Origin of the sequence: Blautia sp. SF-50, assembly GCF_900101315.1 — a bacterium.
Lineage (GTDB): Bacteria > Bacillota > Clostridia > Lachnospirales > Lachnospiraceae > Blautia_A > Blautia_A fusiformis.
Genome location: NZ_FMUW01000012.1, coordinates 52,253 through 77,214, shown reverse-complemented (window position 1 = coordinate 77,214; position 24,962 = coordinate 52,253). Strand labels below are relative to the sequence as shown.

General features: G+C 43.7%; 25 protein-coding genes, 1 pseudogene and 1 riboswitch. Of the genes and pseudogenes, 5 read left to right on the top strand and 21 right to left on the bottom strand.

Annotation, left to right across the window (positions count from 1 at the left end):
• Positions 1 to 129 precede the first annotated feature (129 nt).
• The 3 genes and pseudogenes from BLP57_RS09425 to BLP57_RS09410 all read right to left on the bottom strand — a co-directional run.
• Positions 130 to 1,395, bottom strand: coding sequence for a sensor histidine kinase (locus BLP57_RS09425; protein WP_092071210.1), 1,266 nt, complete (start codon positions 1,393 to 1,395; stop codon positions 130 to 132).
• Positions 1,371 to 2,060 (bottom strand): response regulator transcription factor, encoded by a 690-nt coding sequence (locus BLP57_RS09420; RefSeq protein ID WP_008120506.1) that lies wholly within the window; start codon positions 2,058 to 2,060, stop codon positions 1,371 to 1,373. The genes BLP57_RS09425 and BLP57_RS09420 overlap by 25 nt, the downstream gene beginning before the upstream one ends.
• A 19-nt stretch (positions 2,061 to 2,079) precedes the next feature.
• A pseudogene (locus BLP57_RS09410) lies at positions 2,080 to 2,858 on the bottom strand (recombinase family protein); the annotation flags it as partial.
• On the opposite strand from BLP57_RS09410, the gene BLP57_RS18880 reads away from it, so the two are divergent.
• Positions 2,839 to 3,060 (top strand): tyrosine-type recombinase/integrase, encoded by a 222-nt coding sequence (locus BLP57_RS18880; RefSeq protein ID WP_092071207.1) that lies wholly within the window; start codon positions 2,839 to 2,841, stop codon positions 3,058 to 3,060. The pseudogene BLP57_RS09410 and the gene BLP57_RS18880 overlap by 20 nt on opposite strands.
• Positions 3,061 to 3,333: 273 nt before the next feature.
• On the opposite strand, the gene BLP57_RS18250 is transcribed toward BLP57_RS18880, so the two are convergent.
• From BLP57_RS18250 to pcrA, 10 genes are all read right to left on the bottom strand, one after another.
• Entirely contained in the window at positions 3,334 to 3,513 is a 180-nt protein-coding gene (locus tag BLP57_RS18250) for a hypothetical protein (RefSeq protein WP_092071204.1), read from the bottom strand.
• Between the two features lie 339 nt (positions 3,514 to 3,852).
• Positions 3,853 to 4,689, bottom strand: a complete 837-nt coding sequence (locus tag BLP57_RS09395; RefSeq protein WP_015568757.1) for an HAD family hydrolase — start codon at positions 4,687 to 4,689, stop codon at positions 3,853 to 3,855.
• Positions 4,690 to 4,709: 20 nt separating this feature from the next.
• A complete protein-coding gene (locus tag BLP57_RS09390; protein ID WP_092071200.1) occupies positions 4,710 to 6,284 on the bottom strand; it encodes a metallophosphoesterase family protein in 1,575 nt (524 codons plus the stop codon).
• A gap of 68 nt (positions 6,285 to 6,352) precedes the next feature.
• Complete coding sequence (gene rlmD, locus BLP57_RS09385) at positions 6,353 to 8,086, bottom strand: 23S rRNA (uracil(1939)-C(5))-methyltransferase RlmD (protein WP_092071197.1); 1,734 nt, start codon at positions 8,084 to 8,086, stop codon at positions 6,353 to 6,355.
• A gap of 160 nt (positions 8,087 to 8,246) precedes the next feature.
• Positions 8,247 to 8,477 carry a hypothetical protein gene (locus BLP57_RS09380; protein WP_015526073.1) on the bottom strand — a complete coding sequence of 77 codons (231 nt, stop codon included), beginning with the start codon at positions 8,475 to 8,477 and terminating at the stop codon, positions 8,247 to 8,249.
• A 219-nt stretch (positions 8,478 to 8,696) separates the two neighbouring features.
• Entirely contained in the window at positions 8,697 to 9,050 is a 354-nt protein-coding gene (locus BLP57_RS09375) for a CGGC domain-containing protein (RefSeq protein WP_044961569.1), read from the bottom strand.
• Positions 9,051 to 9,086: 36 nt separating this feature from the next.
• Positions 9,087 to 9,842: an ABC transporter ATP-binding protein gene (locus BLP57_RS09370; RefSeq protein ID WP_092071194.1), complete on the bottom strand. Its 756-nt coding sequence runs from the start codon at positions 9,840 to 9,842 to the stop codon at positions 9,087 to 9,089.
• The gene (locus BLP57_RS09365) at positions 9,842 to 10,927 is read right to left on the bottom strand and encodes a FecCD family ABC transporter permease (protein ID WP_242872591.1); all 1,086 of its coding nucleotides are present in this window, start codon (positions 10,925 to 10,927) and stop codon (positions 9,842 to 9,844) included. Before BLP57_RS09365 ends, BLP57_RS09370 begins: the two co-directional genes overlap by 1 nt.
• A gap of 14 nt (positions 10,928 to 10,941) precedes the next feature.
• Complete coding sequence (locus tag BLP57_RS09360; RefSeq protein ID WP_021651660.1) at positions 10,942 to 12,036, bottom strand: ABC transporter substrate-binding protein; 1,095 nt, start codon at positions 12,034 to 12,036, stop codon at positions 10,942 to 10,944.
• A 106-nt stretch (positions 12,037 to 12,142) separates the two neighbouring features.
• Positions 12,143 to 12,432: riboswitch (cobalamin riboswitch) on the bottom strand.
• Positions 12,433 to 12,533: 101 nt separating this feature from the next.
• Positions 12,534 to 14,777: a DNA helicase PcrA gene (pcrA, locus tag BLP57_RS09355; protein ID WP_092071249.1), complete on the bottom strand. Its 2,244-nt coding sequence runs from the start codon at positions 14,775 to 14,777 to the stop codon at positions 12,534 to 12,536.
• A 145-nt stretch (positions 14,778 to 14,922) separates the two neighbouring features.
• Between pcrA and BLP57_RS09350 the strand changes: the two genes are divergently transcribed.
• Positions 14,923 to 15,543, top strand: coding sequence for a DUF1836 domain-containing protein (locus BLP57_RS09350; protein ID WP_021651658.1), 621 nt, complete (start codon positions 14,923 to 14,925; stop codon positions 15,541 to 15,543).
• 129 nt (positions 15,544 to 15,672) lie between these two features.
• Here BLP57_RS09350 and BLP57_RS09345 read toward each other — a convergent pair whose 3' ends face one another.
• On the bottom strand, positions 15,673 to 15,990 hold the full coding sequence (locus tag BLP57_RS09345; RefSeq protein ID WP_015526079.1) for a YerC/YecD family TrpR-related protein: 318 nt from the start codon (positions 15,988 to 15,990) through the stop codon (positions 15,673 to 15,675).
• A 239-nt stretch (positions 15,991 to 16,229) separates the two neighbouring features.
• On the opposite strand from BLP57_RS09345, the gene BLP57_RS09340 reads away from it, so the two are divergent.
• The 3 genes from BLP57_RS09340 to BLP57_RS09330 are packed head-to-tail and all read left to right on the top strand — an operon-like array spanning position 16,230 to position 18,387.
• On the top strand, positions 16,230 to 16,919 hold the full coding sequence (locus BLP57_RS09340) for a YesL family protein (protein ID WP_021651657.1): 690 nt from the start codon (positions 16,230 to 16,232) through the stop codon (positions 16,917 to 16,919).
• Positions 16,919 to 17,860 carry a TIGR01212 family radical SAM protein gene (locus tag BLP57_RS09335; RefSeq protein WP_092071190.1) on the top strand — a complete coding sequence of 314 codons (942 nt, stop codon included), beginning with the start codon at positions 16,919 to 16,921 and terminating at the stop codon, positions 17,858 to 17,860. The genes BLP57_RS09340 and BLP57_RS09335 overlap by 1 nt, the downstream gene beginning before the upstream one ends.
• 14 nt (positions 17,861 to 17,874) lie before the next feature.
• On the top strand, positions 17,875 to 18,387 hold the full coding sequence (locus BLP57_RS09330) for a DUF4364 family protein (protein ID WP_059086750.1): 513 nt from the start codon (positions 17,875 to 17,877) through the stop codon (positions 18,385 to 18,387).
• Positions 18,388 to 18,415: 28 nt separating this feature from the next.
• Here the strand turns inward: BLP57_RS09330 and BLP57_RS09325 are convergent, their stop codons facing one another.
• The 7 genes from BLP57_RS09325 to BLP57_RS09295 all read right to left on the bottom strand — a co-directional run bounded on the left by BLP57_RS09325 (position 18,416) and on the right by BLP57_RS09295 (position 24,873).
• Positions 18,416 to 19,738, bottom strand: coding sequence for a replication-associated recombination protein A (locus tag BLP57_RS09325; RefSeq protein WP_059086749.1), 1,323 nt, complete (start codon positions 19,736 to 19,738; stop codon positions 18,416 to 18,418).
• Positions 19,739 to 19,920: 182 nt separating this feature from the next.
• Entirely contained in the window at positions 19,921 to 20,685 is a 765-nt protein-coding gene (locus tag BLP57_RS09320; RefSeq protein WP_092071246.1) for a polysaccharide deacetylase family protein, read from the bottom strand.
• A gap of 102 nt (positions 20,686 to 20,787) precedes the next feature.
• On the bottom strand, positions 20,788 to 21,408 hold the full coding sequence (locus BLP57_RS09315; protein ID WP_059086748.1) for a cytidylate kinase-like family protein: 621 nt from the start codon (positions 21,406 to 21,408) through the stop codon (positions 20,788 to 20,790).
• Positions 21,409 to 21,418: 10 nt separating this feature from the next.
• Positions 21,419 to 22,129, bottom strand: a complete 711-nt coding sequence (locus BLP57_RS09310; RefSeq protein WP_092071187.1) for an ABC transporter ATP-binding protein — start codon at positions 22,127 to 22,129, stop codon at positions 21,419 to 21,421.
• A gap of 14 nt (positions 22,130 to 22,143) precedes the next feature.
• Positions 22,144 to 22,902, bottom strand: coding sequence for an ABC transporter ATP-binding protein (locus tag BLP57_RS09305; RefSeq protein WP_092071185.1), 759 nt, complete (start codon positions 22,900 to 22,902; stop codon positions 22,144 to 22,146).
• Positions 22,903 to 22,904: 2 nt separating this feature from the next.
• Entirely contained in the window at positions 22,905 to 23,978 is a 1,074-nt protein-coding gene (locus BLP57_RS09300) for a branched-chain amino acid ABC transporter permease (protein WP_173722504.1), read from the bottom strand.
• A 10-nt stretch (positions 23,979 to 23,988) separates the two neighbouring features.
• The gene (locus BLP57_RS09295; RefSeq protein WP_015526088.1) at positions 23,989 to 24,873 is read right to left on the bottom strand and encodes a branched-chain amino acid ABC transporter permease; all 885 of its coding nucleotides are present in this window, start codon (positions 24,871 to 24,873) and stop codon (positions 23,989 to 23,991) included.
• Between the last annotated feature and the right edge of the window lie 89 nt (positions 24,874 to 24,962).

Genomic DNA, 24,962 nt, shown 5'->3' with positions numbered 1-24,962 from the left:
TCTTTGCCTGTTTATATATTTGGTCATTTTTCATCCTACATTCAAATTGTATCAGGGCAATCTTTCATTTCACTTTCAAAAAACGAGCAGAAGTCTTACAGAATTGTAAGATTTCTGCTCACTTAAAATTTAACCAACATATGGTAATTGAATCACAAACGTGCTTCCTTTTTTCTTTTTGCCGGAGGTTACTGTAATCGTACCTGCGTGTTTTTCGATAATTTCTCTCGATAGAAAAAGTCCGATTCCTGTACCACTCTTTTCCATGACCTCCTTGGAACTTCCTCTGTAAAATCGTTGAAAAATTTTGTGATACTCATTCTGCGGAATACCAATTCCCTGATCCTCAATTTCCATTCTTACAAGATCGTTTCTTTTTTGTAACCGGATAAATATTTTTGAACCACACGGACTGTACTTGACCGCATTATCCAGAACGTTGATCACAGCTTCACCAAGCCACCTTTTATCCTGCATAATCGTGCATGTTTCCAGCTCTTTTTCATAGTCAAAAACAAATTCAATTTCTTTCTCATCCGCTTTAGGATAAGTGCGGTTCACAGCAGATATGACAGTATCCATAAGCGGAAGTTTTTTCTTATTAATCTGAATCAGTCCAGTTTCCATCTTGGATATTTCAAGAAGCGACTGCAATAATGTCTCCAGTCCATCCAGAGCACTCCGACAACGGATACGAAACTCCTCCTGTTCTGTGGCACTTAAGTCATTCTGCATCAGCACACTAAAACATGTATCCAAAGCTGCAACCGGTGTCTTTAACTGGTGAGAAATATCAGAAACCATTTCTTTCGTGTTCTCCTTTTCTGCCCTTGCTTCTTCCTTTATCAACTGAATATGATGTCCGATTGCTTCAAGCTGGTCATTCAATTTTTCCAGTTCTGCATGATTTTCCGTTTTCAGTAAATCATCAAATTTATTTTCACGGAATCTGATCAGAATTTCTTCCAACTGGTCTAAAATTTTCTGATGACACGCATCTTCTTTTTTCTTCCAATAAAGTAAAAAAGTCAAAAGAAGCACGCATATCACAGTGCTTACAGCACCGGTCACCATAACCTGATGCCGGAATTGCGAATAAAATGCATTCCCTTTATTCCCCCAGTATCCATATTGCTCCAATAATCGCCTTCCCTGTTCGTTAGTTTCAATATCCTTATCCTTAAGCAATTCCGAAACAGCATCCAGCCCGGAAAATTCTTCCTTTGCAGCAATCTCTGTCATAAGATTCATTTTATATTTATAATCTTCATAAAACACATACGTGGTAAAGCAATTTAATATTGCAAACACTAATATGACCGGCAATACCAAAGACAAGGCTGCTGTGAGTTTCCTGTGATATCTCTTTGTCACTGCCTTACCTCCTGATTCCATATATACCCAAGACCTCTGATATTCTTTATATAGACCGGTGCAGCCGGATTGTCTTCGATTTTCTCACGGAGTCTTCTGATATTGACAGCGATTGTATTTTCATCCACAAAATCCCCTTCCAGATCAAACACATTTTCCAATATTTGTGTTTTTGAAAGAATCTGTTTCGGATTCTGAAGAAAAAAAGTCAGCATTTTCAACTCCGTTTTTGTCAGACTGATTTCACGACTCTTTATCAGGACTTTCATTTCTCCTGCGATAAATACGATATCTCCCGAAATCATCTTTCCGGCTTCCGTTTTCTCCTGTCTGCGGCGGAAATGTGCTTCTATTTTCAAAAGAAGTACCGAAAGACTAAACGGCTTTGTAATATAATCATCTGCCCCTGCTTCATATCCCATGACCTGATCCATCTCCTGATCTAGTGCTGTAAGACAAATAATGTATGTATTATAATTGCATCTCATCCACCTTACAAATTCCAGTCCATTCCCATCCGGAAGATTCACATCACAAATGGTAACATCCACATTATTATCACTTGCAATTCTTTTCGCTTTTTTCACTGATTCTGCTGAAAAAACCTCATATCCGGATTTTTTCAGTGAAAATGTAATTCCACGATTTAAATTTTCATCATCTTCAACCACGAGTATACCTGGCATAGCATCTGACCTCTCTTTATTAACTATTCATCTTAAAATGCTTCAATGCCTCCACAATTGCACTCTCTTTATCTTCTGGACACTGCGGTTGCCTGCTATCTTCATTTTTAGGTAAATTATAATTCTTTCCAACCTCAATTCCGCATTTTCTCTTTACCTGTGAGATATACAGATTGGAAACCTTCATGCCGGCATTTGTTTCAGTTTGGACAAAAGAACAATCGTCTCAACGGTATTACCTTTTTCCCACAAGAGCCGCCTTACCTCTTGTCCATCACGATATATCGGAAAATTAAACTCTATCGACTTCAAAGGCATCTCTGACTCTCCATTAGGATATATCTGAATTTCCTTTATTAGATAAGTTATAAGGCTTTTCTTTTCCTCGTCACTTATTATATCATAGAGCTTTCCGAAATTCAGCATAAGCTTGTAAATATTGTCCAGAGTGATTGCTTCCATTTCGATAGAACTTTTTCTCAGCTTTGCATCTTCAATCCGTTCTTCCAACTCGACAATCGTATCATACAATCCATCAAGCCTTAATGTCATGTCGTGGATTTTTCTTTCTCTGAAACGAGCATCAATAGGCAGATTATCAATCTCTCGTTCCAGACGGGCTTTATTCAAATCTACTTCTTTCAGCTTGCTCTCATAATTGGCAAGTTCCTTATCAATAGCAGTGGTATCGGTCTGTACGCCAATACGCTTTTCTATCTCTTTTGCAAAATATTTATCACTTACCAATTCTTTAACAGCTTCAATTACAAGTGGTTCAATGTCTGTTTTTCTAAGCGATCTGCTTCAATCTGGTGTCAATCTTGTTTATATCAGAGATTTACTGGGTCATTCTGACATTTCAACAACTGAAATCTACGCACGAGCAGATGAAAAGATGAAACGGAAAGCTTTGATGGAGGCTTACAGCAGCCCGGCATCTGATGAATTACCGACATGGAAAAAGGACAAAGACCTTCTCGATTGGTTGAAGTCGCTGTAAGGAGTATTTCCGAATTATGCAAAGTCTGAAGGGCCCATATATTTTATATAATCAACAAAGTGTGGGCTCCACTTTGCATAATAACTTACTTTTCATAACCGACACCGCCTTTCTGGTTAGTCAGAGCAATCACTTTGCAATTTGACATAGATGCGTCCTCCTTTCGCATAGATTTAGCCACTTTGTCAAGGTGGCTATGTAAACATTACCAGAGAACGCAAAAAAGCCGCCTACTCTTAAAATCAATAAGAATAAGCGGCTTTGTAAAATGCCTTAGACATATTTAATTTTCATTCTCTTGGTCGATGCATTTATGACCTTAAAAATAAGCTCGTCAACACAATCCGTATATCTGCCTTGCTGAATAAGCTGATTTTTTAACTCTACAAGGCTATGTATCAAAAGTTTTCTTTCGTGGCTATCCAAATACAGATGATTAAATTTATCTCTCATAAGCACACCTCCACTTCTTTAGCTTCATTATATTTGAAAGCAGGGGAAAGGACAAATCTGCAAAAAGGGACAAAAAAATAAGCGTACCACTATTTCTAATGATACGCTTATCGTATTTAACTGTTAATCAAGGTCTATGAATACCCTTACAGTGGTATCTCTCCACTGATTTTTTCTTACATACTGTCCGTTAGCCTTTCGATAGGCTGCTGCCTGCTCGAAACTAAGCGGCAATTCATAGGAAAGAGAACTCCTACCTATTTGCGATGAATGCCTGTATTTCTATTGATATATGAAGTCCTTAGCAATGAACTTTATATATAAACTTTTTCAATATAATCATCGCTTATTAATCTGAGAAAGAATTTCCCTGCACTCTCCAAAAGTATGAATAGTATAATCTGGAATATATCCATTTTCTTTCCACTCATTTTTATATTGTTGCTCTCGCTGGAAATCTTCTTCTTTCCAATGTGATATAGCTACCAATTTACTATATAGGTCCCGAATATCGTCTCTCGGAAAATCACACCATATTGATGTAATACCAGCTTGTTTTGCCATCATCATGTCTTTAGATAAACTATCTCCAATATACACTGCTTCACATACAGAAACTTTCTCCCCACAACAAATTTCTTTTAATACCTCTGCATTAGGTTTCTTGCCATGTACTATATGTGTTTTGGGAGATGATGGAATAGTATCGGGGCGCTTATACAAACTATCAGATACGTATACCTCCTTAAAATAATTATCAATCCCTAATTTCTTTAATCGATAAAAACCATTTTCTTCTGCTGACTCAGTATATGCAACAACCATTATATTATTGTCATAAAAAAATTTTAAAGTCTCTTCTACTCCCGGATACAATTTTAATAACTTTTTACGAGTAGAATTAAATTTATGAAAAGCAGGGTTAAGTTCAATTTTGACTTGTTCATCAGAAATTCCACAATATTTCTTTTTAACAGATGGGAGGTTCAAAGTTGCAAATGGATACTCAACACTTCCTACTTCTTGATGAATTGCTTTATATTCCTCCAACAGTTTCTCTTGAGGCACGTTAATTAATAGAGATAGCTCCTGTACCATATCATAAAAAGCTGGTATAAAAAAGCCAATCCATGAGTATAATGTATCGTCCAAATCTGTAATTACTAGCTTTATCATCTATTATCCTCCATCTAATTTTATATTGGTATACGCAATGTTTGAACACATTTATCTGTTTCAGTGTTATCAGCATATATTCTAAAAAATTTCAACTCAATATGATCATTGCAAAATGTCAATGTAGAAAACTTATTTTCACAATTAAAAGCTCCTGTCCCTCCCATTCCAATAACGTATATATTTTTCATTCTATCTTCATCAATTTCATAAATGCTGTTATCAAAATGCCCTATTTTAGAAACAAAGGATTGATGCTTATGCCCATGTAAAAGTAACTTAATGTCATATTTTGCTAACCACTGTACAAGACGCTCAGCATCATATACAACGCTACTTGGCTTTTTTACATCTACCTGCTCAACCAAACAAGTTGGCATATAATGATGGTGCATTATCACAATACGAACAGAATTTGTTTGAACATTTTCTTCCCATCCCATTTTATTTGCAACATACTCTAACTGTTTATCTGACAAAAATCCATGTCCCTCAAAATCCTTATATTGCTGTAAAATAAGACTATTTAAAGCTACTATTTCTACAGTTCGTCCTGTAGACATTAATAATCTACGCCCACATGCCATATATTCATTAGGATTCAAATTATGAATCGAACTATAGAACTCCTTATATGCACTGATACTATCTGGGTTTTCTGAAACCTTCTCAGGAACTCCATTGCCAAGCATCTCATTTTTACGCACAAAATCATGATTACCAGGGCAAAAAATTATATTTTCAGATATAAGTTTTCTTGTAAGATTCCTATTCAAATCAACAATAAATTCTTCTGCCTTGGTGAAACCCTCTGGCTTTCCAAGTGATGTGATATCTCCTGTTATTATCAAGCCTCCCACTTTGTTAAGGTCATTATATGCGTTTCTAATATGTGCAGTTAAAGTTACATCTGTTTCCTTTGCCATTTTAACCTTAAAAACATCATCTGTTCCAAAATGCAAATCTGATAACCATAACAAAGTGTCACTGCCAGTTTCAAAATATTTGTCACTAAAGTCATGTGGCTCTACAACACTAGAATTTAATAATTGTATTTCATAATCAGAATCATCATTCTCATTATAGTTCCGCACAAACCATATTGTCCTGTTTTGCTGAATCATTTCCTTAATATTATAAACTCTTTTTCCATAAAATTTTTCATAATTAGAATGATTTTCTACGAATAGTGAATCTACTTTCACATATGTATAATTCTTAACTTCATCAGCCTCACATTCTTCAATTTTATCAAATTTAAACCATGCATAATACTTTTGTTCATTATAATAATTGGGGGTACATTCCAATTCTGGCGATAATATCTTATCGCTTCCAGAACATTTTATATCAAGGCATTCAGCCTTATACAACTTTTCCTGTCCCGAATCCATAAGATAAAAATATTTTGGTTTGCTCGCAATTTCACCTTTTAGCACACAGAATTCTTCAAATGGGAGCTTCTCATTCCCCTTATTCCACCACCCCCACCAGACATATCCCTTTTTATCAATCGTATCTTTATGTCTAGCTATAGTAACATTATTTTCAGTTACCAAATCTCTAAATCGTAAAATTACTGTTTTAAATTCCATTCAAACTCACCTTCATACTATCTTAAGTATTAACACTCATAAATTCCTTTATATAACAAACAATTTCATTATATAACCTCAAAATGCTTCAACGCATCCTTTATCGCTTCCACTTTCTCCGCCGTCGGATGCTTCCTCGATTGTTTCAATTCTTCCACCGCATTAGGAGCATCGTACATCGGTAATCCTAAATCTCTCTTTACCTCTGCAATATATGCGGTATGTACTTTGAAGCCATATTTAGCTTCTACGTACTCCTTTATCATTTTGTAGGTCACTCGCTCTTTTGGCTTGTACGCTTCTGCTCTTTTTGAAATATTATCAAGCGGAACTTTGCCCTCACCCTCGCCAAACTCGACTTTTACGTTGATATGTCCGTCTGGCTTTTTGTGGGAAAGCAGTACAACCGTTTCAACATGAACGCCCTGGCAGAACTGATCCACTGCACAGGCGTGGGTCATCTCATATCCTGCCTCATAAAATGCCGGGAGGTCTCTCACAAGACTTGTAACCTTGCAGGAAATGTATACGATCTGGTCTACGCCGTAAGCCAGGATCTTTGGAAGGGCTTTGGGGTGAACGCCATCTCTGGGCGGATCAAGGATGATCATATCCGGTTTCTCCGGCACCTCGTCCAGAACCTTCAGCACATCCCCGGCAATAAAACGGCAGTTATCAATGCCGTTAAGTGCAGCGTTTTCTCTGGCGGCTTTTACCGCATCTTCCACGATCTCCACGCCGATCACCTCGCTGGCAACGGACGCTGCAAGCTGTGCAATAGTTCCTGTTCCGCTGTAAAGGTCAAACACTACCTTATCTCTGGTATCTCCTACATATTCCCGCACCTTGGAATACAGGATCTCTGCAGCCAAGGAATTTGGCTGGAAAAAGGAAAAGGTGCTGATCTTAAATTTCAGTCCAAGAAGTTCTTCATAGAAATAATCCTTTCCATAAAGGATCTTCGTCTCGTCGCTCTGTACCACGTCGGATAAAGAATCATTTAAAATGTGCATGATCCCCACGATCTTCCCTTCCAGCGGAAGTGCAAGAAGCTGTTCTTTCAGAGGCTCCAGATCATATTCTTCCTGGGTGGTGGTTACCACATGGACCAGGATCTCACCACTTGTGACGCCTCTTCGAAGAAGAAGATGTCGAAGATACCCCACATGCTGCAGCTTTTTATAGAAGCTGGCATTACGCTCCAGGAAAAACTCCCGCACACAGACTAGGATCTTCGTCATATCCGGATGGACCAGTTTACAGTCATCCGTATTCAGGATATCGTAAGTGCTTCCCTTCTTGTGAAGTCCAAGGGACAGCGGCCCATCCTTATACTCATCCCCAAAGGAAAACTCCATCTTATTGCGGTACCCGAACTCAATGGGACTGCCGTAGATCCCATCCCAGTGATATAAACGATCTGCAGCCTCAGCTTCTTCTGTCCCATCACCGTTCTTCCCGATCTTAGCCAGGCTCTCTCTTACTGCCCCATCCAGAAGTTCCCTCACCTGATGTTCCTTCATCTCCTTCTGTGCCTCATAGCTCATGGTCTGGTACATGCAGCCGCCACATGCCGGAAACTCCTGACAGGCAGGTTCTCTTGTCTCCAGCGGAGATTTCTCCAGGACTTCCAGAAGACGTCCTTCCGCCCGGCCGGAACGTTTCTTATTGATCATAAACCGGACTTTCTGTCCCGGAATTCCGTTTTTTACAATTACTTTCTGGTCATCGACCCAAACAAAACCCTTGTTTGGAAATTCCACTTTTTCTATAATACCTTCGTAAATTTCACCTTTTTTCATAAATCCTCTTTCTGTTTTATAACTAGTGCAGCGTTTCACGGTCCGTCTTCAAAAATCAAGCCCCGGTATCGCGCCGGGGCTTCAATTATCCGCTTCTCATATTCATACATAACAGACAGCCATTCTGATCTGCTCAAAACAGCCTCTGCAGTGAAAGTTCTTACTCTTCCTCATCCTCGAAATAATCATCGAAGTCATCATCAAAATCTTCTTCAAAATCTTCCAGATAATCCGGAGCGAAGAAACGGTATACTGCAAACGCAATACCGGCAACAGCTGCAACAGCACCGATGATCGCCAGTACCCAAAGGACTGTGTTCTTATCTTTCTCTTCTTCTTTTTTCTTCAGTGTTGCGAGCAGTTCTTCAAGTTTTGTTGTATTTAAATTCATAACACTGCACCATCCTTTCTTTCTGTTCGGCTGTACTTTCTGTCAGTAAATCTGCAGCGCAGCGTTTTTTGAGGTCGCTGCACCCGAGCCTTTTTTTAATGTTCTTATTATACCACCATATGTCTGGTTTTACCAGAACTTACACAAATTTTCGCAGAAACATTCTGTAAAAAAATCGCCGTATTTCCGGCATTTCCGGAAAGATACGGCGGTTTTCTCTTATTCTTTATGGGTTCCTCGGATCACTTTGATCCCGCGTTCTTCTATCAGACCGCAGATCTGTGTTATCCGCGGACATTCCTTTTTTTCCTCATTCAGACGGCATACCCCGACATGGATGACGCTGATCTTTTCACTGACCAGCCGATCTGCCTTTTCCAAAATCCCCTCATCTTCAGCAGGTTCTTTTGCATTGGTTTCTTTGCATCCGTTGCATGTCATCACAGCTGCCAGAATCGTATCTTCCGGATAGCCGGAAAAAAAATCTCTTCTTTCCCGAAATGCAGACAGACATCCTGCCCTGGTACACACATCATTGGAATTAAGGCATGTCAAAATCCCGATCTTTTTCATCTTTTTCCCTCTATGCATCCCGCCTCACAGCCAGAATCATAAAAACAAAATATGCATCTTTCCGCGGCTGTCGTAAACGATCTCCGCTTCTACTTTATAGATCCTGCGGATCAGCTCCGGGGTCAGGACTTCTTCCGGCGTTCCGTAACCTTCCAGAACTCCGTCCTTCAGTACATAGATCTTATCACAGTATGCTGCTGCAATATTCAGATCGTGAATAGCGGAGATCACGGTTACATTAAGTTTTTTCACCAGCTCCATCAGCATGATCTGGTGGGTAATGTCCAGATGATTGGTAGGCTCATCCAGAATCAGTGCAGAGGTCTGCTGGGCAAGTGCTCTTGCCAGGATCACCCTCTGCTGCTCTCCTCCGGAAAGAGTGGAAAAGGTACGGTCTGCAAACGCCTCCATCTGTACGGTTTTCAGCGCTTCATCCACGATCTGGTAATCTTTTGCATTGTCCCGTTCCAGAGTCTTTTTATGAGGCGCACGCCCCATAAGAACCACCTCGCGGACCGTAAAATCAAAATTATAATAATTGTGCTGTGCCACCACGGCCATTTTTTTCGCAGAGCTTCGAACACTCATGGAATGAAGCTCCTCGCCGTCCAGATACACGGCTCCTGCGTCTGGTTTCAGAATACGGTAAATGCATTTCAGCAAAGTGGATTTTCCGCTTCCGTTTGGTCCGATGATTCCTACCAGTTCCTTATCCTTGGATTCCATGGAGATTCCCTTCAGGATCTGTCTGGCGTGAAAGCCAACCTGAATATTTTCTGTGGTGATCTTCATTACCGGGCACCTCCGAATCCATAGGATTTCCGCACAAGCAGATAAATAAAGCAGGGAGCACCGATAATGGATACCAGCACACCGATGGGCATCTCGGAATTTTTAAGGATCACACGACATGCCACATCGCACCAGATCAGAAACGATGCACCAAGAAGCGCACTTAAGGGGAGCAGTTTTCTGTGATCTGTTCCAAAAAGGATCCGGACCACATGAGGGATCACCAGTCCCACAAATCCGATCACACCGGCACAGTACACGGCAAATCCGATCATAACAGAAGCAACGATCAGATAAAAAGTCCGCAGTCTGTGCAGATCTGTTCCAAGGGTAATGGATACGTCATCTCCCAGAAGCATCAGATTCAGGTTCCGGTACTGCGTCCAGAAAACAGCCACGCACACCAGCGTGACCGGAAGCATTACACCCACTCTGGTCCAGCTTGCTCCGGCAAGACTTCCCATGCTCCACTTCATAACTTCTGTTGCCGCATTTTTGTCATTGGTAATATAAATGACAAAATTGGAAAAAGCAGAACAGACTGCGCTGACCGCCATTCCCGCAAGGATCAGTTTTGCGGAAGTTGCCTTTCCACCCATGTTTGCAATGGCGATCACCGCAAAAGAAGTGATCATCGCGCCAATGAAAGCTGTGATTCCCACAGAGTTTCCACCAAGAAAGCTTCCGATTCCAAGCATGATGGCCAGTGTGGCACCCAGAGATGCACCAGATGAGATACCCAGCACATACGGGTCTGCCAGCGGGTTCTGCACGATAGCCTGCATCACCACGCCGCACACGGAAAGAGCCATTCCAACTGCCAGAGCCAGAAGGACTCTAGGCAGCCGGATCAGCCACACAACATCATGAACTGCGCCTTCCGCATAGGCGGACAGACTTTTTATATGAAACAATTTATAAGCGATAACGCTGTATACATCCTTCAGTGACAGATCCGCATTTCCAAAAGTGATGGCTGCAAGTATGGAAAAAATAAGGAATCCTGCAAGTCCGATGAGAACTGCCACATACATGGATGTTCTGAGCACCTTATCTTTTTTTCTCTGTGAAGTTGTTTCTTTCACTGCATTTTCTCCGATCAGTCAAGATTTACGTCCGGATATAATCCCTTTGCAAAAGTTTCGATTCCGTCCTGGGTACGTGTTGCACTTGCATACATCTCACTGAGCATGATCGGGTAAACACGTCCGTTCTTTACTGCGTCAAGGCTCTTCAGGGACTCATCATCCTGGATCACTGCAAGCTGGCTGTTCTTAACAGTTTCCGGATCATCTCCTGCATATGGCATGTAAACCACAAAGATCACGTCAGGGTTGGCTGCGATGATATCCTCTTTTCCAACGGTGGAAGCATCCGGGTTTGCAAGAGTTGCGCCTAACTGTGTTACCATATCTCCGCCAAGGCTCTTTACGCCATAGTTTGTGATGTCATCTCCAAGAGGCTCCAATACCATTACGCTTGGTTTGTCTTTTACATCTGCAGTTGCAGTAAGAGTTTTGTCGATCACTGCTTTTGCATCATCAACGATAGCCTGTGCTTTGTCCTGTACATCGAAGATCTTTCCGATATTTAAGATATCTGTGAATTCATTTTCCAGTGTTCTGTCGCCGTCCGGACGAGTATTGGTGTTGTAGTAGGTGTTGCAGCCTTTGTCGATCCAGTCTGTTACATTTCCCAGATTCTTATCAGAGAAAAGAGAGCTCCAGGATAAGATCATGTCCGGCTCCAGCATTGTTACAGTTTCAAGGGATGGGGTAAATTCGTCAAGATAATTTGTTTTTGAGAATGCTTCTTTGAGATCTTCCGGAACTTCATTATCAAGACCTGCGGTAGCTACCAGGTGGTCTTCCAGACCAAGTGCGAGCATAGTCTCAATGCTTCCCTGATATACAGCAAGGACTTTTTCCGGTGCTTTTTCATAAGTGGTTTCGATTTCGTTTCCATCGTAATCATAGGTTGTGATGGTCAGAGGATATTCTGTCTTGGTTGCCTCTGCGGAAGAATCTTCGGTGTCTGCAGACTCTGTACTGTCTTCTGCTGCCGGCTGGTTGTCTTCCTTGATGGTCTCGGAGTCTGCTCTCTCTGCGGCATAAACAGCCGGAGCTGCTGATACGGTCATTGCCGCTGCCATTACCATTGCCATGATTCTTGTGGATACATACTTGTTTTTCATTTCATTTCCTCTCTTTTCGCCTGTTTTATCTCCTGTTTCCTATGGGTAATCGAAAAGATGGGACTTCATAAAATCTGCACGGAACACTTTGTACGGAAGCTCCCACTTACATACTGTCAAGCAGGTTTCCTGACTTACAGACTCAGAAAAAACTCCGCAAAATAAAAACTGATACACCATTCATCTTTTAGCCGATCATGAATGATGTATCAGAATTTTCTCCAGAATCTCTCTGACATCGGGATTTCGCCTTCTCACATGAGTTTCTGCAATGGCATGTGAAATCCCTTCTTCTGTATACAGTGGCCGCAACCGCTCAGGCTTTTTACCCGATTCCCTCTCACAGTATCCGGCAGCATATGTGCCGGTGATACTGTTCACTTCACAGCAATTCAATTACGCTGATACTGATTCTAACATACTGATTTTCCAATTACAACCTTGAGGCCGGATTTTTACAGTTTTTTGCAGAAATAGTCTGCCCGGAGAAATCCCTCTCAGATCTTTTTCAGCTTGGCAAAACCGGCGAACATTTTTTTCACGCCGACTTTGTCAAAGTCTACCGTCACTTCGTAGTCTCTGCCGCCGTCTGCGATATTTTTTACGATACCGACTCCGAATTTCACATGACGGACCGTGTCTCCCTCACCATAGTCCAGGCTGTCCGCCTTCTTCACTGTGAAATCTTTTTTCTGCAGGGTGCTCTTTGCCTGGAAATTCATTTTCATCTGGGCATAGGCGTTTTTCGGAGATACGATATCATCTACTCTGGGCTTTTTCTCCTGAATGGTATGTCCAAGATCTACCAGCTCCCGTGGAACCTCCCTTACAAAACGTGACACACGGTTATACTGAGTCTCCCCACGGATCATCCGCTGTTTTGCACAGGTTAAAGTCAGTTCCTTCATGGCACGGGTGATCCCCACATAACAGAGCCTTCGCTCCTCCTCGATATCCGACGGATCACCGGACCAGATGGAAGCATACCCCGGAAAAACACCGTCCTCCATTCCCACGATAAATACATTGGGGAATTCCAGTCCCTTGGCACTGTGAAGGGTCATCAGCAGCACATAATCCTGATCCGGATCAACAGAATCGATATCTGCCACCAGTGCGATCTCCTCCAGAAATGCAGAAAGTGTTGCCGGCTGTCCGGCCTCCTCCATGGCTTCCTGGAAGGATTCTGTCTTGGAGATCAGCTCATCGATATTTTCGATCCTCGCCTGGGCCTCCTCCGTTTTCTCTGCCTCCAGTTCCTTCACATAACCGGTAAGCTCAATGACCTCCTCCAGGGTTTCACGGACTGTATAGGCCTCTGCCTTACTTTTCAGTCCCTGGATAAAGGATACAAAATCATTGATCTTTCCTGCTGCCCTGCCAATGGACGGTACTTCCTCCACCACGCGGAGCGCATCGTAAAAGCTCAGGTTCATCATATCCGCATAGTCCTGGACGCGGCCGATGCTGGTGAGTCCGATCCCTCTTTTTGGCACATTTAAGATCCTGCGTACAGCCAGATCATCACTGGCATTGTCAATGGTCTTCAGATAGCTTAACAGATCCTTGATCTCTTTGCGGGCATAAAAATTCACGCCGCCGACAATCTTATAAGGAACATTTGCCAGGAGAAATTTCTCCTCAAAGAGACGGGACTGGGCATTGGTCCGATAAAGTACTGCACAGTCCTTGTACTGGAATTTCCCGTTGCGGCGCCCCTGGATGATCTCTCCTGCAACATACTCCGCTTCCTCAAATCCGTTGTTGAACTGACGGAAATGTACTTTATCGCCCTCTTCGTTCTCTGTCCAGAGGCGTTTTTCCTTACGCTCTGTGTTGTTGACGATCACCTCATTGGCTGCGTTGAGGATGTTCTGGGTAGAACGGTAATTCTGTTCCAGGCGCACCACCTTAGCCTCTGGAAAAACCTTCTCAAAGCCTAAGATGTTCCCGATATTTGCACCGCGGAAACGATAGATGGACTGATCATCATCACCAACCACACAGAGATTCTTGTATTTCTCAGCAAGAAGACTTACGAATTTAAACTGGGCAGTATTGGTATCCTGATACTCATCCACCATAATATATTTAAAACGTTCCTGATAATAGTCCAGGATATCCGGATTATGCTGAAAAAGCTCCACCGTCTTCACGATCAGGTCATCAAAATCCAATGCATTGTTTCCCCGGAGGATAGACTGATATTCCTTATACATACCGGCAATCTTCCGTGCGTCCGGGTCGCCGCCTGCATTCAGCTCCATCTCTTCCGGCGTGATCAGTTCATCCTTGGCATGGGAAATCTCAGCAAGAACAGCGCGTTCCTTGTAGATCTTGGTATTGATATCAAATTTCCGGAAGATTTCCTTCATGACTGTTTTCTGGTCGTCGGCATCATAAATGGTAAAATTACTGCCAAAGCCCAGCACCTCAATATGTCTGCGCAGGATCCTCACGCAGGCGGAATGGAAGGTGGAGACCCATACGCTCTCCGCACCCATTCCCGCAATTTTATTCACACGTTCCCGCATCTCACTGGCGGCCTTGTTGGTAAAGGTGATGGCCAGGATATTCCATGGGTTTACACCCTTTTCTTCCATTAAATAGGCGATCCTGTGGGTCAGCACTCTTGTTTTTCCGGAACCGGCTCCTGCGAGGATCAGAAGTGGTCCCTCTGTATGTACGGCAGCTTCCCGCTGCATAGGATTCAATGTGTCCAAAGCATCATGTATACTCATTTTGATCTCCATTTCTTTTTCCATATGAACAGTATCTTTATATACTATCATGACTTTACTTTCCGGTAAACCCACCTCTCTGAAAAAAAGTTTCTTTACAAGTAGTATTTAAAACTATATAATAAGGAGCAGAGGTGATAATGCGATGACAGAAAACGAAAAAGAAATGATGAACAGCATTTTTGCAAAAATTGCTGAGCTTGATTATATAAAACCCGATGAAATTCCCAATATTGCTCTTTACATGGATCAGGTCACAACCTTTATGGAAGATAATCTCGCTTCCACCAAGCGTCATGATGATGACAAAATCCTGACCAAGACCATGATCAACAATTACGCAAAGAACAAGCTCCTTCCCCCGCCGGAAAAGAAGCGCTATTCCCGGGAGCATCTGCTGATGCTGATCTTTATCTACTATTTTAAGAATATCCTCTCCATCAGTGATATCCAGACCCTTCTGGGACCGATCACCGAGAAATACTTCAAGTCCGTTACAGAAAAGGACATGACTTACATCTACCAGGAGGTTTTCAGTATGGAGCAGTCACAGATCCGTTACCTGGAAAAGGATCTTATGCGCCGTTTCAAAAGTGCCGGAGAAATTTTTGAGGACGCCGACCCGGAGGATAAGGAATTCCTTCACCAGTTTTCCTTTATCTGTCTTCTTAGCTTCGACGTATACATGAAAAAAATGATCATCGAAAACATGATCGACCACATGAATTCCTCAAAAGATACGGATTCCTCAAAAAAAGACAAATAATATCCGGAGCTCACATCCGGTCATAAACGTGCGTCGCCGGGCGCACCGAAAAAAAGAGACAGACGCACGATCGCCTGTCTCTTTTTCGTTACAGCATTATCCGTTATCATCACGGTATGGACGTAAGCCTTATTCTGCTTCGCCGCCCTGCTCCCCGTTATCCTTCTTCATACGTGCAAATACCATCTCATAACCATCATTTCCATAGTTCAGGGAACGGTTCACACGGCTGATCGTAGCTGTGGAAGCTCCTGTTTTCTCGGAAATATCAAGGTATGTACGCTTATCAGTAAGCATCTTGGCTACCTCGAAGCGCTGAGATAAAGAAAGCAGCTCATTGATGGTGCACACATCCTCAAAAAATGTATAACACTCTTCCTTGTCCTTCAGGCACAGGATCGCTTCAAAAAGATGATCCACAGCCTCCGTCCTGATTTTTTTGCTCATTGTTACGCTCCTTTAAAATACATAATTTTCGTCTAATACAATACTGATATTTTAACACTCTAAATCGTGATAAGCAAGCCTTTTAGGGAAATTTAATAAACTATTTCGCTATTTTGTCTTTCTATGGCGGACACATGATTTTCCCATTTCCACTGCCCCGGAAAACATTTGGGATTTGCTTTTTCTGCTGTGATTGGGTATACTTAAAATAATATCCAAAAGAAAAGGAGACTTATCAAATGAATCGTTTTTTCAACATGGACAACAAATTCTTCGTGTTCATGGGACGCGTAGCAGACCTGCTTCTTCTGAATTTTCTGTGCATCCTCTGCTGTATTCCGGTTGTCACCGCAGGCGCCTCCATAACAGCTCTCTACTATGTCACACTGAAGATGGCAAGAGACGAAGAATCTTATATTGCCCGCAGCTTTTTCCGTTCTTTCAAACAGAACTTCAAACAGGCGACCATCATCAATATCATCATGCTCCTCACCGCTGCTGTTCTGTTTATCGATCTTCGGATCGCCAGAGCCGGAAGCGGAGCTATGTACAAAGGACTTTTCAGTCTGTTCATTGCATTTGCACTGATCTATGCGATGATCCTTCTGTACATTTATCCGATCCTTTCCAAATTTTTTAATTCCGTCAAGAATACCTTTGTAAATGCATTCCTGATGTCCGTCCGCCATCTTCCGCTGACACTTTTGATGCTTGTGATCTCTGCGTCTCCACTCCTACTGATGTGGCTTTTTGCTTATGTGAGCTACGCACAGTTTACATCCATCCTGATCATGCTTTTTATTCTGATGGGATTTTCCACGCTGGCCTACTGGAAATCAAAGATCTTTGTAAAGATCTTCGATAACTATATACCGAAAGATGAAAACGAAGAAAACGGCGAAGAGAAAAACGAACCGAAAGAGGCATAATGAAGCGCTGGAACGACAAGCCTTATCACTCTCTGGACTATATGCTCCGGGAACGGTACGGCGAAAAGGTCTACCGGGTTGCATTAAACGGCGGCATGTCCTGTCCCAACCGTGACGGCATCCTGGGTAAAAGAGGCTGCATCTTCTGCAGCCAGGGCGGAAGCGGAGATTTTGCAGCAAACGCCGCTCTTTCCATTACAGAGCAGATCAACACACAGATCAAAAGTCTCTCTTCCAAACGCCCGATCCATAAATATATCGCCTATTTTCAGGCATATACAAACACATATGCTCCTGTGGAACACCTGCGTAAGATCTTCACAGAAGCCATTTCCCATCCGGATATCGTGGCACTGTCCATTGGTACCAGACCGGACTGTCTGGGAGATGATGTACTGGAGCTTCTTGATTCCCTGAACCAGATCAAACCGGTGTGGGTGGAGCTGGGGCTCCAGACTATCCATGAAGATACCGCCAGATATATACGGCGCGGCTATCCACTGTCCTGTTTTGATACCGCAGTGAAAAATCTCCGCGCAGGCGGCATCGAAGTGATCGTCCACACCATCCTGGGGCTTCCCGGCGAAAGCCGGAAGGATATCCTGGAAACAATGGCTTATCTGAACGCCATGGATATCCAGGGGATCAAGCTGCAGCTTCTTCATGTACTGCGTGGTACAGATCTTGCCGCTAATCATGAAGCCGGTCTTTTCCGCACTTATGAACGGGACGAGTATCTGAACCTTGTCATTGACTGTCTGGAACATCTCAGACCGGATATCGTGATCCACCGGGTCACCGGCGATGGACCGAAGGATCTGCTGATCGCACCTTTATGGGCCAGCCGCAAACGAGAAGTTTTAAACCTTCTTCATCACCGGATGAAAGAAAGAGCAAGTTTTCAGGGAAAAGCTCTCGAAGCCCTTTCCCGCAGCCAGTAAAAAGGAGGATTCTTATGGCATCACCTTTTACAACCTATAAGCTTATTATTTTATATATGCTGCAGAATTCCGATGGGGATCTCACAAATTCCCAGATTACCGATTTTATCCTGGACCGGAAATACACCAATTATTTTCAGCTCCAGCAGGCAGTTTCCGAACTTGTGGAGGCAGATCTGGTGGAAATGTCTTCACAGTCCAACCGCAGTTACTATCGACTGACCTCCGAGGGAAAAAACACTCTGAAATATTTTTCCAAAGAACTTTCCTCTGACATCAAGAAAGAAGTGGAAGAATATCTCAATTCCCTCCACTGCAAGATCGAAGAACATCTCCTGACTCCTGCAGATTACTATCCCACCAAAGAGGGTAGCTACTCGGTACGTCTGCGGATCATCGAAAGCGGCGTCAGCATCGTTGATCTCAGCATCAATGTGCCAAATCTTGCTGCTGCACAGTCTGTATGTGAAAGCTGGCCTTATAAATACCAGAATGTTTATGACAAAATAATGGAGGAGCTTCTCTGAGAGGCTCCTCCGTTTTACTTATATTCATTTATTTCGCTTCTTCGTGGATCTTCTTCATATGCTCTTTCAGTTTCTTTTCATATCCCATATCACTGAGCTCGTAAAAATGTTCTCCTTCGATTTCTGATGGCAGATACTGCTGTTTTACATAGTGGTTCGGATAATCATGGGCATATTTATATCCGATACCATGACCCAGACTTTCGTGGCCACCATAATGGGCATCCTGCAGATGCACCGGAACGGTTGTCTTCTTCGCCTTCACGCAGCGCATGGCTTCCTGTATGGCATTTACTGCAGAATTGCTCTTGGGTGCACAGGCCATATAGGTAACTGCCTGGGAAAGAATGATCTGGGACTCCGGCATTCCCACACGTTCCACTGCCTGTGCTGCTGCCGTTGCCACGCAGAGGGCCTGGGGATCTGCGTTTCCGATATCTTCGGAAGCAAGGATCATGATCCTTCTTGCGATAAATTTCACATCTTCTCCTGCATAGAGCATTTTTGCCAGATAATAGACTGCCGCATCCGGGTCGGAGCCTCGCATGCTCTTGATAAAGGCAGAAATGATATCATAATGATTGTCCCCGTTCTTATCGTAGCGCACCACCCGCTTCTGGATACACTCAGAAGCCACCTCAAGGGTCAGATGGATCTTACCGTCTGTATCACGGGGTGTGGTGAGGATTCCCAGTTCTATGGCGTTTAAGGCGCTTCTGGCGTCTCCTCCTGCCATATCTGCCAGAAACTCCAGAGCATCCTCCTCGATCACCGCCCCATAGCTTCCCATTCCACGTTCCGGATCGTTAACCGCACGCAAGATCAGTTCCTTTATCTCCGGTATCTCCAGGGACTTCAATTCAAAGATGATCGATCTTGAAAGAAGCGCTCCGTTTACCTCAAAATATGGATTCTCTGTTGTGGCCCCGATAAGAATGATGGTTCCGTCCTCCACAAAGGGAAGAAGATAATCCTGCTGTCCCTTGTTGAAACGGTGGATCTCATCAATGAACAGAATGGTCTTTTTCCCATACATGCCGAGATCGTCCTGTGCCTGCTTTACAACTGCTTCCATATCTTTCTTCCCTGCTACGGTTGCATTGATCTGGGTAAAGCTGGCGCTTGTGGTATTGGCGATGACTTTTGCCAGGGTGGTCTTTCCGGTTCCCGGAGGGCCGTAAAAAATAACAGATGTCAGCTTATCCGCCTTTATGGCACGATACAGCAATTTATCTTTTCCTACGATGTGCTGCTGTCCCACCACCTCATCCAGCGTTCGCGGACGCAGTCTGGATGCCAGAGGCGACTCCTGGTCCAGCGTTTTTGATTTTGCGTATTCAAATAAATCCATGGTTTTCACTCCTGTATTTTCTGTAAAAAGCGGATATTCACGATCCGTATTCTTTTCATAGATCTGTATCCGGCAACGATCGTTTCATTTGTTTCCGGCATACGGACAGATTCCTTATTTTTATAATTTTACCTGTTTGCACATAAAAAAGCAATCGTTTCTGCCTTTTCGGCAAATCACAGTTACATCACCAGCAGCTGATCTGCAGTTACCAGGTCATATCCTTCTTCCGTAAGCATATCCGCGATCTCCAGGGCCGCTTCCACGGAGGTAGAAAAGCTGTCATGCATTAGGATAATGGAGCCATCCTTCACTTGTCTTTTTACGATATTTTCCACAGAACGGACATTTTTTGATTTCCAGTCCAGGGTATCCACATCCCAGAATACCGGCAGCATGGTCACACAGAGCTCCAGATCCTTCGGCCAGGCACCGTAGGGCGGGCGAAGATACATGGGATATTCTCCGGTGATCTCGTAGATCTCATTATTCGTCTTTATGATCTGCTGACAGGCCTGATCACCGGGAAGCTTATCAAGCTGCACGTGATCATACGTGTGATTACCGATGAGATGACCGTCTCTCTGCATCTGCGTTACGATCTCCTCATTTCCCCGGATATTTTTTCCCATAAGAAAAAATGTGGCATGGATTCCACGCTTCCGCAGGCCATCCAGAAGCAGAGGTGTATATGTTGCATGCGGTCCATCATCAAAGGTAAGAGCCACACGTGGACGATCCTCTTTTTCGCTTCTGTCAGAGGCTGTCTCAGCCACCGGTTCTGCTGCTTTTTGTCCGTACTGTGCCGCCACCAGCCGGAGCATCCCCTCACCGGCGATCATTCTGGTCACCCGCATCCGAAATGCACTGTCTGAGATTTTTCCATATCCGCTGAGCAGGATCAATACCATTGCCACTACACAGAAATATTTTTTTCGCTTATCCATATTTCCCGCCGGATCAAATATACTTTTCCACAATATATGAAAAAATCCCCGGGAAAAGACTTTTGGCTTTTCTTTCCCGGGGAATATTCTCTGATATATGTCTTATTTTTTCAGGATCTCAAGTGCACTCTCGATCTCCTCCACGCATTTCTCATAACCAAGGGTACCGTTATCCAGGCACAGATTGTATTTCGTCATGTCTGCCCAGTCAACACCCATGAAACGTTTGCAGAAATCTTCTTTGCGTTTGTCATCCTTCTGCATAAATTTCTCAATATCCTTTGTAGTTCCGCTGAGCTTCTTACTTGCCTCACGGATACGGAAATCCCAGTCTCCGTAAACAAACACACGAAGAACATTGGAATAATCTTTCAGGATCATATTTGCACAACGTCCGATGATCACACAGGACTCTGTTTCTGCCAGCTGCCGGATCACCTTCGCCTGATAATTAAACAGGTTCTCATCGGATGTGAAATCCTTGCTCTGCGGTGGGATCAGCTCACCCTTGTAGATTCCGGACTTTGCAAAAAATCTCTGCTTTGTGCTGACATTTTCATCTGCCCTTCCAAAAAGCTGCTCATGAATGCCGCTCTCCTCAGATGCCATGCGGATGATATCCTTGTCATAGTAAGAAATCCCTAATTTCTTTGCAAGCTCCTCTCCGATGGTACGTCCACCGCTTCCATACTGTCTTGCAATGGTAATTACGAAATTATCCATGTCTTTCCCCCTACTCTCCAAGATATGCCTTCTGAACAGCCTCATCGTTCAGAAGATCCTCAGCCTTTCCGTCCATAGTGATGCTTCCTGTTTCCAGAACATAGGCACGGTCTGCAATGGAAAGTGCCTTCTTCGCATTCTGCTCAACCAGAAGCACTGTAGTTCCGCTCTCACTTACCTCGCGGATAATGTCAAAAATCTCATTTACAAAAATCGGCGACAGACCCATGGACGGCTCATCCATCAAAATGATCCTTGGTCTGCTCATCAGTGCACGTCCCATGGCAAGCATCTGCTGCTCACCACCGGAAAGTGTTCCGGCACGCTGTCCTTTACGTTCTTCCAGACGCGGAAATCTCTTGTATACACTTGCAAGACTTTCTGCGATCTCTGCCTTGTCCTTTCTTGTATAGGCTCCAAGGAGCAGATTCTCATAAACGGACATATCCGCAAATACACGTCTTCCCTCCGGAACATGCGCCATACCCATCTCTACGATCTTATGCGCCGGTGTTCTTGTGAGGTCTTTTCCCTCAAACACAATGCTTCCGGACTTCGGAGAAAGAATTCCGGTAAGTGTCTGAAGTGTGGTTGTCTTTCCGGCGCCATTGGCACCGATCAGCGCAATAACCTCTCCCTGATTTACATGAAAAGAAATTCCCTTCAGAGCCTGGATCACACCATAATAGACCTGGAGGTCCTTTACTTCCAACATTGCCATTGTCTCGTTCCTCCTTATTCTCCCAGATATGCAGTGATAACCGTCGGGTCTTTCAGCACTGCAGATGTCTCACCCTGGATCAGTACCTGACCGAAGTTCAGAACTGTAAGTTCCTCACAGATACCGCCCACCAGTTTCATGTCGTGCTCGATCAGAAGAACAATCATATCAAAATGCTCCCGCACAAAACGGATAGTATCCATCAGCTCCTGTGTCTCATTCGGGTTCATACCAGCCGCCGGCTCATCCAGGAGAAGAAGCTTTGGCTCTGTGGCAAGAGCTCTGGCGATCTCCAGCTTACGCTGTTTACCATAAGGCAGATTTCCTGCCAGAGTGTCTGCTTCCTTATCCAGATCAAACACCCTCAGTATCTCCATGGCACGTTCATTCATCTCTTTTTCTACCTTGTAATATTTCGGCAGTCTTAAGATCCCGGTCAGTGTGGAATATGGATGATGATTGTGAAGTCCTACTTTTACATTGTCAAGAACCGGCATATCCTTGAAAAGACGGATATTCTGGAAGGTTCTTGCGATTCCGGCCTTGTTGATCTCAATGGTGCTTTTTCCGGTGATGTCCTGGCCGTCCAGTCTGATGATTCCCTCTGTTGGTTTGTATACACCTGTGAGAAGGTTGAATACCGTTGTCTTACCGGCACCGTTAGGTCCGATCAGTCCATAGAGCTGTCCCTTCTCAATGGTCATATTAAAGCCGTCAACAGCACGAAGACCGCCGAACTGGATAGACAGATTATTTACTTCCAGCATTGCCATGATCAGGCCACCTCCTTTTTCTCTTTTTTGCCTTTAAATTTCTCTACCATGCGTGCTCTCCAGTCTCTCGCCGCCGGTGCCCAGTTAAAGAGCATCATGATGATCAGTACGATAGCATAGATCAGCATACGGTAGTTTGCGAATCCACGGAGAAGCTCAGGCAGTGCATAAAGGATAATGGTTGCAATGATAGATCCTCTGATATTTCCGATTCCTCCAAGTACTACATACACAAGTACCAGAATGGACATATTGTAATCGAATACAGAAACCTTAAGAAGAGAAAGGTTATGTGCATACAGCACACCTGCAACTCCTGCAAGGGCTGCAGAAATTGTAAATGCCAGCAGCTTATATCTGGTGATATTGATTCCTACAGACTCCGCTGCAATACGGTTGTCCCTGGTTGACATAATAGCACGTCCGCTTCTGGAGTTTACAAGGTTCTGTACAATAAACAATGTGAGAAGAAGCAGGATCACGCCGATCAGGAAAAAGTAATTCTTGATATCTTTATAAAGAGTTGCTGTTCCCGAAATACCAAGGGCACCTTTGAGAATCTGCTTTCCGCCGGCTTCCAGATGAAGACCGGCTGCACTTGTTGCAACGTGAAGTCCTTTGTCATCCACGCCAATGTAAAGTACATTGATCAGGTTCTTGATGATCTCACCAAAAGCCAGTGTAACAATAGCCAGGTAGTCACCGCGGAGACGAAGTACCGGAATACCGATGATCACACCGAACAGTGCTGCAACTGCCGCACCTACAAGGATTGCAAGGATAAAGCGAGGAACCTGCGGAATGGAGTCTGCAGCAACCTGTGAAAACAGGGCACTGGAAAAAGCTCCCACGCACATGAAGCCCGCATGTCCAAGGCTCAGCTCACCGGAAAAACCGACTACCAGGTTCAGGGAAACTGATGCAATGGTATAAACACAAAGGGGAACAAGAAGTCCCATAAGAAGTCTGGAAAGATTTCCAGTTGAGGAAAGTGCCTGTACGATCACAAAAAGCACAATGACAATTCCATAGTTGATCATGTTATTTTTTGTTGTTTTGTTTTTCATATTCTTCATATCGGCCACCTTACACTTTCTCCTGGATGTTCTTGCCGAACAGTCCGGTAGGTTTTACAAGAAGCACGACGATCAGGACTGCAAATACGATCGCATCTGCAACCTGGGAAGAAATATAAGCTTTTCCGAAGATCTCGATGATTCCCAGAAGGATGCCGCCGACCATAGCTCCCGGAATCGAACCGATTCCACCGAATACAGCAGCTACGAAAGCTTTGATACCAGGCATGGCTCCTGTGTACGGAGTCAGTGTCGGATAAGTCTGACAGAGCAGAAGGCCTGCGATCGCTGCAAGTCCGGAACCAATGGCAAATGTGAGGGAAATTGTCGCATTGACGTTAACTCCCATCAGCTGTGCCGCATCTCTGTCCTCGGAAACCGCCTGCATGGCACGGCCAGGTTTTGTCTTTTTTACAAAGAGGGAAAGTCCCACCATGATAATGATACATGCAAGGATGGTTACGATGGTGATTCCCTTGATGGTAAGCTCACCGTCAAACAGTGTGATGGACGGAACTTTGATAACAGCTACGAAACTCTTGGCATCTGCGCCGAAGATCAGAAGTGCCAGGTTCTGAAGCAGATAACTGACACCGATAGCCGTGATAAGAACGGCCAGGTTTGAGGAAGCTTTTCTAAGTGGACTGTAAGCTACCTTCTCAATGACAACACCAAGCAGTGTACAGATCACAACGGAAAGGATCACAGCAAGGATCGGTGACATGCCGCCTCTTGTGATACAGGTAAGGATGATATAAGCTCCCACCATAATAACATCTCCGTGTGCGAAGTTCAGCATCTTGGCAATACCATAAACCATGGTATATCCAAGTGCGATGATCGCATAGATACTGCCAAGACTGATGCCGTCTTTTAAATAAGATATAAAACTCATAACGCACCTCTTTTAATTGTTTATTGATAAGGGAAAAAGGGGACGGTTCCCACTAAAGGTGACCGTCCCCTGACCCCTAACGTTAACAG